Annotated in this window: 12 protein-coding genes; 1 reads left to right on the top strand and 11 read right to left on the bottom strand. The window is 73.5% G+C overall.

Going from position 1 to position 11,746, the window contains the following annotated elements:
• Window positions 1–93: 93 nt before the first annotated feature.
• Complete coding sequence (locus AMK27_RS00900) at window positions 94–1,311, bottom strand: MFS transporter (protein ID WP_073902109.1); 1,218 nt, start codon at window positions 1,309–1,311, stop codon at window positions 94–96.
• A gap of 139 nt (window positions 1,312–1,450) precedes the next feature.
• Here AMK27_RS00900 and AMK27_RS00895 point away from each other — a divergent pair, with 139 nt between their 5' ends.
• The gene (locus tag AMK27_RS00895) at window positions 1,451–2,077 is read left to right on the top strand and encodes a CGNR zinc finger domain-containing protein (protein WP_073902108.1); all 627 of its coding nucleotides are present in this window, start codon (window positions 1,451–1,453) and stop codon (window positions 2,075–2,077) included.
• Between the two features lie 27 nt (window positions 2,078–2,104).
• Here the strand turns inward: AMK27_RS00895 and AMK27_RS00890 are convergent, their stop codons facing one another.
• From AMK27_RS00890 to AMK27_RS00845, 10 genes are read right to left on the bottom strand one after another with little or no spacing between them, the layout of a single operon-like run.
• Window positions 2,105–2,908: a hypothetical protein gene (locus AMK27_RS00890; RefSeq protein WP_073902107.1), complete on the bottom strand. Its 804-nt coding sequence runs from the start codon at window positions 2,906–2,908 to the stop codon at window positions 2,105–2,107.
• A 46-nt stretch (window positions 2,909–2,954) separates the two neighbouring features.
• Complete coding sequence (locus AMK27_RS00885) at window positions 2,955–3,497, bottom strand: nuclear transport factor 2 family protein (protein ID WP_073902106.1); 543 nt, start codon at window positions 3,495–3,497, stop codon at window positions 2,955–2,957.
• Between the two features lie 26 nt (window positions 3,498–3,523).
• Complete coding sequence (locus tag AMK27_RS00880; RefSeq protein WP_241847258.1) at window positions 3,524–4,309, bottom strand: hypothetical protein; 786 nt, start codon at window positions 4,307–4,309, stop codon at window positions 3,524–3,526.
• Window positions 4,306–4,824, bottom strand: coding sequence for a hypothetical protein (locus AMK27_RS00875; RefSeq protein ID WP_073902105.1), 519 nt, complete (start codon window positions 4,822–4,824; stop codon window positions 4,306–4,308). Before AMK27_RS00875 ends, AMK27_RS00880 begins: the two co-directional genes overlap by 4 nt.
• The gene (locus tag AMK27_RS00870; protein ID WP_073902104.1) at window positions 4,821–6,095 is read right to left on the bottom strand and encodes an MCE family protein; all 1,275 of its coding nucleotides are present in this window, start codon (window positions 6,093–6,095) and stop codon (window positions 4,821–4,823) included. The genes AMK27_RS00875 and AMK27_RS00870 overlap by 4 nt, the downstream gene beginning before the upstream one ends.
• Window positions 6,092–7,303: an MCE family protein gene (locus AMK27_RS00865; protein WP_073902103.1), complete on the bottom strand. Its 1,212-nt coding sequence runs from the start codon at window positions 7,301–7,303 to the stop codon at window positions 6,092–6,094. Before AMK27_RS00865 ends, AMK27_RS00870 begins: the two co-directional genes overlap by 4 nt.
• Entirely contained in the window at window positions 7,300–8,397 is a 1,098-nt protein-coding gene (locus tag AMK27_RS00860) for an MCE family protein (protein WP_241847349.1), read from the bottom strand. Before AMK27_RS00860 ends, AMK27_RS00865 begins: the two co-directional genes overlap by 4 nt.
• Window positions 8,397–9,443, bottom strand: a complete 1,047-nt coding sequence (locus tag AMK27_RS00855; protein ID WP_073902102.1) for an MCE family protein — start codon at window positions 9,441–9,443, stop codon at window positions 8,397–8,399. Before AMK27_RS00855 ends, AMK27_RS00860 begins: the two co-directional genes overlap by 1 nt.
• Window positions 9,440–10,495, bottom strand: coding sequence for an MCE family protein (locus AMK27_RS00850; protein WP_073902101.1), 1,056 nt, complete (start codon window positions 10,493–10,495; stop codon window positions 9,440–9,442). Before AMK27_RS00850 ends, AMK27_RS00855 begins: the two co-directional genes overlap by 4 nt.
• Window positions 10,492–11,745 carry an MCE family protein gene (locus tag AMK27_RS00845; protein ID WP_073902100.1) on the bottom strand — a complete coding sequence of 418 codons (1,254 nt, stop codon included), beginning with the start codon at window positions 11,743–11,745 and terminating at the stop codon, window positions 10,492–10,494. The genes AMK27_RS00850 and AMK27_RS00845 overlap by 4 nt, the downstream gene beginning before the upstream one ends.
• Window position 11,746 lies beyond the last annotated feature (1 nt).

The following is an 11,746-nucleotide window of genomic DNA, read 5'->3' as shown; positions in this document are numbered from 1 at the left end:
ACCAGGGCCGGCCGGCAGGTTCGGCCGGCAGCCGCCGCGGCCGCCGCCCGGTGTCCGAGCTCAGCGGCTCCTGGGCGCCGCTCGGTGTCGAGCTCAGCGGCTCACGGACCCGTCGGCCACGACCGGCTCCGTCCCGGAGCCGGGTCGCCGCCGGATGCCCGCGTAGGCCGCCACCGCCATGAGCTGCAGGGCCGCGATGGCGGCCAGGTCCCCGGTGGCCGAGCCCGAACCGGCCCATCCGGCGAGGGCGGCCCCGAGAGCGGCGGCGGAGATCTTCAGTCCGGCACCGATGGTGAACACCTGGGTCCGGCGGTGCGGCGGCGCGTGGTCCGCGCGCAGACGCAGGGTGGCGGTCAGCAGGAGGCCGTCGAACACCCCGGCGGCCGCGAACGCGGTCGCGCAGACGAGGGGCCCCGGAGCGAGGGCCGCCGCGGCGAGGGCGAGTCCGGTGCCGGCCAGCCCGGACATGGCGAGGCGTTGGGGGGCCGCGGCCGGCCGCAGCCTGGCCAGCGCGAGGGAGCCGGCCAGGGCGCCCGCGGCGAACGCGGTCATCAGCCAGCCGCCCGCGCCGGGGCGCCCCTGGCTGTCGGCGAGCTGGACGGCGGTCGTGGTGAGGGCGCCGAGGCCGAGGAAGGCCAGACAGGTGGCCGCGGTGATCGCCCGCAGTTCCCTGCTGCCCCGGACCGCCACCAGACCGGCGAGCAGGTCGCCCCGTACCGGAGAGGTGCCCGGCCGGGCGGCCGGGCGCGGAGGCAGGGGCAGCGCGCAGGCCAGCGCCGCCGCGCAGGCCGCGGCCACGGCCAGGGCGGCCACGGCCGTGCCGGAACCCGCCGCCGCGGCGGCCGACCCGGCCGCTGCCGGGCCGACGACTCCGGCGGCGTTGTAGACCGAGGCGTCCAGGGCGTAGGCGCGTTCCCGCTCCGGGCCCGGGCCGAGCATCAGGGCCGGCAGGCTGGAGAGGCCGCCGGAGACGACCGGGCCGCAGCAGCCGCCCGCCGCGGCGATGAGCAGCACCGCGGGCAGCGGAAGCCGCCCGACGCTCACCGCGAGGGCGGCGATGGCCGCGGCGAATCCCGCGAGGGCGACCGCGTAGAACACCCCGGGCCGCCGCGCCCGAGCCGCCAGGGCGCCTGCCGCCGGGGCCGCCAGGACGTGCGGCGCCATCCACGCCGCCAGGATGAAAACGCCCTGCGTGGCGCTGTCGAGGCGCTGCGCTGCGAGCATCACCACGCCCACCGCCATGCCCTCCTCGGCCGTCCGCGCGCAGAACGCCGTCGCCAGGTAGAGCCTCGTGCCCCCGGGTCCGGACATGCCCACCGTCACCCACTCCCCCCTGCGTAACGGGTTATCGCGATAAGAAGTTACAGTAGAGGTGTGCCGGAGCGGTGATCCCTGACAGATGGATACTGCGGACGGATACGGCAGGCATCGACGCCCTGGAGGGAGCGCCGTGAACCAGCAGGGCTTCCAGCCCGCCCAGCGTCTGATCGACATCGCGAGCGCGGTACGGACCACCCCGGACCTCTCCCGCGCCGCGCTCGCGGAACTCCTCGCGCGCCACGGCGAGAGCCCCGACGACCTGACCGAGGCCGCGTTCTCCGAGGAGGACGCCCGGGAACTGCGGGAGGCGGCCGACCGGATGTCCGGGATCCTCGCGGAGGCCGACATCGACCGGGCCGCACTCGCCCTCAACGGCGTGCTCGCGAGGCATGCCGCCGCGCCCCGCCTCTCCCGCCACGACGGGCACGCCTGGCACCTGCACATCGACCACGGCGACGACGCCGGCTGGGGCGACTGGTTCCTCGCTGCCGGCGCCCTGGCACTCGCGCAGATCCTGAGCGAGCACGAGCGCGTGACCTGGGGCGCGTGCGAGGCCTCGAACTGCGCGAACTTCTATCTCGGCACCGGGCCCGGCAGCCCCCGCCGCTACTGCTCGCCCACCTGCGCGTCACGCGCTCGGGTCGCGGCCCACCGCCGCCGCAGGCGGGAAGCGGGCCCCGCGGACGGGCCGGGCCACTCGGACGGGCCGGGCTCCGTGGACGGGCCGGGCAGTGCGGACGGGCCGCCGGCCAGCTAGCCGCCGCCCGGAGGCCCCACCGCCGGATCAGCGGCCGAAGGTGTCGATGTTCTCGACGAGCCAGCGACCGTCGCGGAGCACGACGTCCACGGCGAACATCGCACCCGCGTAGACACCCTGGTCCTTCGCCTCGGCCGCCTTGCCCTTCGCCGGCTTGCCGGCCGTGCTCACGCTGCTCTGGTCGGCATAGACCAGGACACGGGCGCGGTCGCCGTCGATCCGCTCCACGGCGCTGTCGGTGACGGAGGTGGTGATCACCGTCTTCTGCTGGGCCGCCTTGGCGAGCACACCGCCCAGCAGGGTCCGGTGCTGGGCGACGGCCTTGCCCGTGAGGAGCGTCCGGCCGGCCCGTTCGAAGGGAGCGGTGTCGGCGTGGTCGTACGAGAAGAGCGCGGAGACCGCGGCGCCGGTCTGCCCCTTGATCTCGCTGGTGCGGGCGAGGTCCGTGAGGGCGGTGTTGCCGCGTGCCGGGTCGTCACGGATCTCCGCGGCCCTGCTGTACGCCCATCCGGCGAAACCGCCCAGCAGAAGCGTCAGGACGCACAGGACGACGAGGGGGACGCGCCCGGACGGATCGCCGCTCGTCCGCTCACGGCGGGTGCGCCCGCCGCCGGTGCTCCGACCGCCGGTCGTCTCGCGGACCCGCGCCTCCCCCTTCGGCTCCGCGGCCGTCTCCCGTACGGACGTCCCGGCCGGTCGTTCCCGGATTCCCGGGTCGGGGTCCGTGAGCACCCCCGCGGGGGTACGGGGCCCGCCGCCGGGCGCCTGCCGGTCGGTGAGGGCCGCCCGGCGGCGGCGCTGGCGGTTGAGGTGGTGGCGGGGCGTCGGCATCGTGCGTGTCCTTTCGGGTGCGGGCGGCTGTCGCGGTACGGCCCGGTCAGCCGACCGCCGTGCCGCCCACCGGGGCCTGCCCCAGCGCACTCAGCTTCCAGTGGCCGTCGGTGCGGGTGAGTTCGCCGAGCATGCGGCTGTCCTTGTCCGTGCTCTTGCTGTCGGGTGTCGTGACGGTGATGCGCAGGGCGACGAGCAACCGGGCCCGCCCGGCCCGGTCGTCCAGCTCGGTGACGGCCCCGGACAGCACCCGGGCGGTCGTCACCGTCCTCGCGGCCTTCACCTGGCCGGTGAACTCCTCCCGTCCCTCGACCAGTTGCTTGTGCAGTTCACCGGTCGTGGAGGACTCCCACAGGTCGAGCCCCTGCTCCACCCGCTGGTGGTCCAGGGTGTTGAGGTTCTGCACGGCCTGCTCCCCGGCCGCGAGCGCCTCGTCGCGCTGCACGGCGTACGCGGCGGAGTCGTCGTGGGCGGCGGCGTACCAGTCCCGGCCGGCCCAGGCCGCGGAGGCACCCGCGGCGAGGGTGAGCACGAGGGCCACGGCCAGGGCGGGGCGGATGCCCGCCCGGGTGCGGACCGGGCGTGTCATGGGGTGCTCCCGTCTCCCGCTCATGCTCAGCGGGCCTTGATGTCGACGATCAGCCACCGGTCGCCCTGGAACGTGGCGGTGACGGTGAGCTGGGCCGCTGCGGACGTGGCGGTCGCCCTGTCCTGACGGGCCTTGTCCTGGGGCGTGCCGGCCCCGCGCGGGCTGTCCCGGCGCGAGGTCTGGTCGAGGAACACGAGGAGGCGCGCGCTGTCCCCGTCGAGTTCGATCACGCCGGTGCGCACGGTCTGGGTGCTGAGGGTGATGCGCTGCTCGACGAGCTTGGCGCGGACCTGGGTGAACAGGTCCGCGTACTGTCGGGCGGCGCGTCCGGCGAGAACGGTCCCGGCGGAGCGCTCGACCGCGTCGTCGCTCGTGGGCGTGTAGGAGAAGATCCGGGCGAGGCCCTCGCCCACGTCACCGCCGACGCGTGCGGTGGCCCCGGCGTCCGTGAGCGCGTGGTTGCGCGCGGAGGGCGTGGACCTGAGCTGGTGGGCGCCGTAGAAGAAGGCGCTCCCGGCGAGGAGCAGAACGGCCACGAGCGCGGCGAGGGCGGCCTTCTGCCAGGTGGCGGGGAAGCGGCGGGCGGCATCGCCCTCGGGAACCTCGGCGCCGTCGTCCTCGGGAACCTCGGCGGCGCCGCCCTCGGGAACGCCGGCGTCCTCGTTCGCCGTCTCGTTCGCCGTCTCTTCAGCCGATTCCTTCGCCGATTCGTTCACCGCTTCGTTCGACGTCTCGGCCGCGCCTTCGCCCCCGGCCTCCGCGGCGGGCTCGGCCGACCGGGAGTTCGTCGTCCCGCGCAAGAGTCGCGTCATTCGTCGTCCTCGCTCTCCTCGGCCCCGGCGACGGGCACCGCACTCAGCGCCGCGACCCTCCACGTGTCCTCGCCGGTGCGCGTCAGGACCGCCTCCAGACGCTTGCGGTCGCTGGACGCGGCGCCGCCCCCGCGCGGAGTGACGTCGACGCGGACGGTCGCGATGAGTTTCGCCGTACCGGCTCTCGCGTCGAGCGCGGTGAGGGCGGCCTCGGTCACCGTGGCGCGCGCCGAGGCGCCCACCGCGGGTGCGGTGCGCCCCAGTTCGGTGCGGAGCGGTCCGGTGGACGCGTCGCGCCAGGCCCGGATGCCCGCTTCGGCCTGTTCGCGGGTCGAGGCGTCGAGGGAGTTGAGGACGGTGAGGCGGGCCCGGCCCTCGGCGAGGGCCGTGTCCCGCTCGCGGCTGAAGGCGAGGCCCTCGTCGGTACGGGCCTCGGCGTAGGTCCAGGCCCCCGTGCCGCAGAAGCCGAGGGCGACGACGAGGGCAGCGGCGCCGAGGATCCCGCCCCGCCTCATCGGGTGCCCCCGGTGCCCAGGCCGAGGAGGCCGGCCATGTCCGTCGGCCCGCCGTTCTGGCCGGGCAGCGCGAGCGCTCCGGGCAGTGCCTGCCGGTTGTCCGCCGTGGTGCGCGCGCTGCCCGAGGGCAGCGAGCCGGGCCGGGCCGGTACGGGGACGGGGCCGCCCTTCGGCGCGTTCGCCGAGCCGCGGACGTTGACCCCGGCCGCGGCGGAGCCCGTGCAGGAGGCGCCGGTGTTGAGGGCGGGCGCGGTGCCCAGGTCGAGGCCGTTGCGGTAGCGCGTGGCGCCGTACCCCGAGGTGCAGGGCAGGGGCTTGAAGAAGGTGACGGCCATGCCGAAGTTCATGCGGCCCCCCTCGACGGCGGTGGCTCCGGCCGAGACGGCCGCGGGGTACTTCACGAACAGTTCCTCCATGCCGCGCTGCCGGGTGACGGCGATCTCCGAGGTGGTCAGCAGGTTGGCGAGGACGACGCTCAGACTCGGGTCGAGGTCGCGCAGGAGCCCGCTGACCTGGCCGGTCGCGTCGGGGGTGACGGCGAGGAGGCGGCGCAGGTCGGCGTCGGATCCCTTGAGGGTGGCGGCCAGGGTGCGCGCGCCGGTCGCGAAGTCCCGGATGGCGCGGCCCTCCTCGGCCTGGGTGCGCAGGACGACCTCGCCGTCGTTGATGAGCCGGGTGGTGGCCGGCAGCGACGTGTCGGCGGCCTGGACGAAGCGGCTGCCGCTGTCGAGGAGGACCTGGAGGTCGTCGCCGTGTCCCTGGAAGGCCTTGCCGAGTTCGTCGACGACCGTGCGCAGGGACTCCAGGGGTACGGAGTCGGTGAGGTCGTTCATGCTCGCGAGCACGTCGGTGACCGGTGCCGGTACCTGGGTGTCGGACTGTTCGATGCGGGCGCCGTCGGCGAGGAAGGGGCCGTCGTCGCTCTCGGGGCGCAGGTCGATGTACTGCTCGCCGACGGCGGAGAGTCCGGCGACGACGGCCCGGGCGTCGGCGGGGATGCTCGGGGCGGACTTCTTGATGCGCAGTTCGGCCACGACGCCTTCGGCGGTCAGGCCGATGTCGCCGACGCGGCCCACGGAGACGCCCCGGTAGGTGACGTCGGAGTGGGTGAACAGGCCGCCGGTGCGGGCGAGATGGACCCGCACGGTGTAGTGGTCGGCGACGCCCGCGTAGCGGCCGAGGTCGGCGTAGCGGACGCCGACGAAGCCGAGGACGAGGACGGCGATGACGAGGAACGCGAGGTTCTTCAGCCGTATGGTGCGGGTGATCACCGGGACTCGCCTCCGTCCTTGGGCGGGGTGGCCGGGGGCAGCGGCAGGGGCTGGTCGGGGCTGGGGACGCCGGTGCCGGCCCCGCTTCCCCGGCGGGCGGCCGGGCCCGGGTCGGTCGGGGCGGGCGTGGGCGCGGGGGTGGGCTCGGTCCTGGGGATCAGCGGCGGGATCACCTCGGTTCCGGGTGCGGCGGCGAGGTGCAGATAGGTGTTGAGGTAGTCGCCCTTGACGCCGCGCAGCACCTCGTCGGTGAAGGGGTAGGTGAGCAGGACCTGGAGCGATTCGGGCAGGTCGGCACCGGCGTCCGCGAGTGCCGTGAGGGTGGGCGCGAGGGCCTTGAGGTCGGCGACCATGTCCTTCTTGCTCGCGTCGATGGTGGTGACGGCGACCCCGGACAGGGTGTCCAGGGCGCGCAGCATGGTCAGCAGGGAACCCCGCTGGTTCTCCAGGGTCTTGAGGCCGGGCGAGAGTCCGGTGAGGACCGTGTCGACGTCCTTCTTGCGGCCGGCGAGGGTGGCGGAGAGCCGGTTGATGCCGTCGAGGGCGCGGGTGATGTCGCCGCGGTGGGCGTCCAGGGTGGTCACGAGGGTGTTGACCCTCCGGAGCATCGAGCGGACCTCGGGTTCGCGTCCGCCGAGCGCGGCGTTGAGTTCGCGGGTGATGGTCTTGAGCTGGTTGACGCCGCCGCCGTTGAGGAGCAGGGACAGTGCGCCGAACACCTCCTCGACCTCGGTGTTGCGGCTGGTGCGGGCGAGTGGGATGACGCTGCCGTCGGTCAGCCGTGCGCCGGCGTCCTTCGGCGGGGCGACGAGCTGGATGTACTTCTCGCCCAGGAGGCTCGACTGTTCGAGGCGGGCGCCCGCGTCGGCGGGCAGCCGGACGTCGCCGTTGATCTTCAGGGTGACGCGGGCGGACCAGGTGTCGGTCGTCCCGAGCTCGATGGCGGTGACCCGGCCGACGGCGACGTCGTTGACCTTCACCGCGGACTGCGGCACGAGGCTGAGGACGTCGTCGAGTTCGGCGGTGACCGTGTAGGGGTGGGGGCCGAGGTCGGCGCCGCCGGGCAGCGGCAGGTCCTCGATGCCGTCGAACCGGAAGGGGTTCCCCGGGGTCGCGCCGAGGACGACGGCGAGTCCGACGCCGAGCGCGACCACTCCGACGGCTCCGGCTCCGGCCGCCCGCCGGGTGGGCAGGGTGGGGCGTCTCATCGCTTCCCCTCTCCGGTGGCCGCCGAGGGAGCACCGGTCGGTGTGGAGCCGCCGGGTCCCGCCGCGCCGCCGGGTCCCGCGGATCCGCCGGCCGACGCGGAGCCGCCGGTCACCGGCAGCGGGAGCAGCGCTCCTCCCATGCTGATCTCGTTGAGGTTGGCGCGGCCGTCGAGGGTGCGGGTGTCCGTGTTGTAGGCGTTGACGACGTTGGTGGCGGCGAGCGGGGCGACGTCGAGGGCTTCGGCGAGGGAGGCGCGCTGGTCGACGAGGGTCTGGGTGAGGGGGACGAGCCGGTCGACGTTCTTCTTCAGTTCGCCGCGGTTGTCCTTGATGAACGCCTTGACCTGGACGAGGGCCCTGCCGAGTTCCTTGAGGGCTCCGGCGAGGTCGTCCTTGTTCTCGGCGAAGTAGCCGACGACCTCGTCGAGGCGTTCCTGAGCGGTGCGGACGTCGCCGTCCTTGTCCTTGAGCATGGTGGTGAAGGTCTGGAGCTGGCCGAGGGTGGTGAAGAGGTCCTCGCTGCTGCCGTCGAGGGTCTTGGCGGCCTTGCCGAACTCCTTGATGGAGGTGCCGATGGACGTGCCGTTGCCCTTGAGGTTCTTCGCGCCGGTGTCGAGGAGTTCGGACAGGGCGCCGGTGGAGTTGGCGCCGTTCGGTCCGAGTGCCCGGCTCAGTTCGGTGATCGAGTCGTAGAGCTGGTCGATCTCGACGGGGGTGCGGTTGCGGGCGGCGGGCAGTTCCGCGCCGTCGGCGAGGGCGGGGCCGGTGCTGTACGCGGGGGTGAGCTGCACGTACCGGTCGGCGACGATGCTCGGGGCGACGACGAGGGCCCGGGCGTCGGCGGGGACGCGGACGCCCTCGTCGAGGTGGAGCCGGACGCGTACCCGGGTGCCCTGCGGCTCCACGGACTCGACCTCTCCGACGCGTACGCCGAGGACGCGCAGGTCGGAGCCGGCGTAGATGCCGACCGTCCGGTCGAACCAGGCGGTGATCCGGGTGCCGTCGTCGTCGAGGACGCGGACGGCGACGAGACCGCAGGCGGCGAGCAGCACGAGGGCGAGCCCGGCGACGAGGGGTTTTCCGGGTCTGGTCATCATTCACCGCTCCCCTTGGCCGTCGCCTTCTGTTTCGGCGGCAGGCATCCGGTCGTGGGCTGCGAGGTCTCGGGCAGGTAGGTGCGGGGCACCACGCCGCACAGGTAGCTGTCGAACCAGCGGCCGCTGCCGAGGGTGTTGCCGACGAGCCGGTAGTACGGGCCGATCAGCGCGAGGGTCTTGTCGAGCTGGCCGCTGTTCTTCTCCAGGACTCCGGTGACGCGGCTGAGGGCCTTGAGGGTGGGGCCGAGCTGCCGGTCGTTGTCGCTGACGATGCCGCCGAGTTCGGTGCCGAGCGCCCTGCTGCCCTTGAGGAGGGCGCGGATGGCGTCGCGGCGCTTCTGGAGTTCGCCGAGCAGGGAGCCGCCGTCCTCGATGAGGGTCTCGAAGCTGGAGTTCTTGGTCTCGAGGGTCTTGGTGAACTTCCTGCTGTTCGCCAGGAGCCGGGCGAGTTCGGTGTCGCGCTCGGAGACGGACTTCGACAGTTCGGAGAGGCCGGTGGCGGCGTTGCGGACGTGCGGCGGTGAGTTCTTGAAGGTGTCGGAGATCGTCTCGAAGCTCTCCGCGAGCTGGGCGGTGTCGATGGCGTCGACGGTGCCGCTGAGGTCCTGGAAGGCCTGGGTGACGTCGTACGGGGAGGTGGTGCGCGACTGCGGGATGCGGGTTCCGGGGTCCTGCCGGGCGGAGCCCAGCGGGTCGAGCGCCAGGTACTTCTCGCCGAGGAGGGTCTTGATGGCGATGGCGGCGGTGGAGCGGTCGCCGACCCAGGCGTCGCCGACCTCGAACGTCACCTTGACCTTGGGTCCGTCGAGGGAGACCCCGGTGACCTTGCCGACCTTGACGCCGGCGATGCGCACCTCGTCGCCGGTGTCGAGTCCGGCGGCCTCGGAGAAGTCGGCGCTGTAGGTGGTGCCGTCGCTCACGAGGGGCAGCCGTTCCACGTTGAACGCCAGGGCGGCGACCAGGGCGAGGAGGAGCAGTCCGGCGACGGCGACGGCGACCGGGTTGCGTTCCTTGACCGGCTTGAGCCGGGGGCGGGGGCTCATCCGCGGCACCTCGGCTGGGTCACGGCGATCCCGGTCGGCGGCTTCGAGCCGTCGGAGGTTGCCACGCCGCTCACGCGCGCCTCGCAGAGGTAGAGGTTGAACCACGATCCGTACGAGGACAGCCGGGCCAGGGCGGTCATCTTGGCGGGGGTGCGGGCGAGGAAGGCCTCGATGGCGGGGGTGTGGTCGCCGAGGGTGCCGGAGAGCCGGCCGAGTTCGCGGATGTCCTTCTTGAGGGGGGCCCGCGCCTCCTGGAAGAGGCCGGCGGTCGTCGTGGTGAGGTCGCCGATGGCCTGGACCGCCTCGCCGAGGGGCTTGCGGTCGGTGTTGAAGCCGGTGACGAGTTTCTGGAGGGTGACGACGAGGTCGTCGAAGGCCGCCTCGCGGTTGTTGAGGGTGGTGAGGACGGTGTTGAGGTGGGTGACGACCTGGCCGATGACCTTGTCCTTGGCGGCGACCGTCCTGGTGAGGGATCCGATGTGGCGCAGCAGGCTGTCGACGGTGCCGCTCTCGCCCTGGAGGACCTGCACGAGTGATCCGGCGAGGTCGTTGACGTCGGCGGGCGAGAGGCCCTCGAAGAGCGGCTTGAACCCGTTGAAGAGCAGGGTCAGGTCGAGGGCGGGCGTGGTGCGGGCCAGCGGGATGGTCTCCCCCTCGCCCAGGGTCCCGGTCAGGTCGCCGCTGCCCCGGCCGAGGGAGACGTAGCGCTGCCCGACCATGTTGAGGTACTTGACGGCGGCGGTCGCCGAGCGGGGCACGGAGCGGTCCTCGCGGACCGAGAAGGTGACCTGGGCGGTGCGCCGTTCGACGACGCGTACGTCGGTCACCTCGCCGACCTTCACCCCGGCGATGCGCACGGAGTCGCCCTTGACGAGCCCGGTGACGTCGGTGAACAGCGCCTTGTACGAGCGGGTGGCGGATCCGACCCCGGTGTTGGCGATGCTGAGGCCGAGGACGGTGGTGGCCATGGCCGTGACCAGGACGAACGCGAGGGACTTCAGGAGGGTGCCGGTTAGTCCGCGGCGGCGGGTGTGGGTGGGCGTCCTGGTCATCGGAGGGTCACCTCCGCGCCGCGGAACGCCGGGCCGACGAGGGTGCTGCTCCAGTCCGGGAGGTCACCGGGCCGCTTGTCCGCCCCGGGGGCGAGGAGTTCGTTGACGAGGTCGTTCTCCTGCGGGGAGTTGGCGGGGCCGAGGTCCTGGGCGGCCGCGGCGGAGGCCCGCGCGGCGGGTGCGACCGGGAGGCCGAGGTAGGGCACGGGGTAGCAGCGGGGGCCGCCGCCGGAGCCGTACGACGGTGTGTCGCGGCCGGGGGCGTACGCGCCGCGCGAGGGCACGGTGGTGACGTCGACGTGCAGTCCCGGCTGGTTCGTTCCCTTGCCGAGGGCCTTGTCCATGGCCGGGACGAACTGGGCGAGGGTGCGCAGGGTGCAGGGGAAGGAGGGCGCGTACTCGGCGAGGAGCTCCACGGTGGGACGGCTGGTGGCGCTGAGCCGGATGATGTTGTTCTTGTTCTGGCGCAGGAAGGCGGTCAGGTCCTGGGCCGTCCGGGTGGTGGAGCCGAGGGCGCCGGCGAGGTCGGCCTCCTTCTCGGCGAGGGTGCCGCTGGTGGTGGTGAAGTCGGTGAGCGCCGTGACGATGTCCGGTGCGGCGTCGGCGTAGAGGTGGCTGACCTTCACGAGTTCTTTCAGGTCGCGGGTGAGGGCGGGCAGTTGGGGGTTGAACTTCCGGAGGTGGCCGTCGAGCCGGGTGAGGGTGTCGCCGAGCTTGTCGCCGCGTCCTTCCAGCGCCTGGGAGACGGCCGACAGGGTGGCCGAGAGCTTCTGCGGCTGGACGGCGGTGAGCAGGGGCAGCACGTTGTCGAGGACCTGCTGGAGTTCGACGGCGTTGCTGGAGCGGTCCTCGGGGATGACGGCACCGGGGCCGAGCGGGTCTGCCGTGGAGCCGCCGGGCGGTACGAGGGCGACGAACCGTTCGCCGAAGAGGGTCGTGGGCAGCATCTGGGCCCGCACGTCGGACGGCACGTGGCGGAGGGTTCCGGGGCGCATGGCGAGGATGAGGCGGGCGCCTCCGTCGGTGGCGTCGATGGCGCGGACCTCGCCGATGACGACGCCGCGGAGTTTCACCTCGGCGCCGAGGTGCATCTCGTTGCCGACGCTGCCGGTCTCGACGACGATCGGGTCGGAGTCGGTGAACTTCTTGTCGTAGACGGCGACCGCGAGCCAGGCGAGCAGGGCGGGCACCAGGAGGAAGACCAGGCCGGCGAAGCGGCGGCGCAGGGTCTCGGCACGGGAGTCGCTCATC

This window comes from Streptomyces sp. CB02009 (assembly GCF_001905825.1).
GTDB lineage: Bacteria > Actinomycetota > Actinomycetes > Streptomycetales > Streptomycetaceae > Streptomyces.
This window is presented reverse-complemented; position numbering and strand designations above follow the sequence as displayed.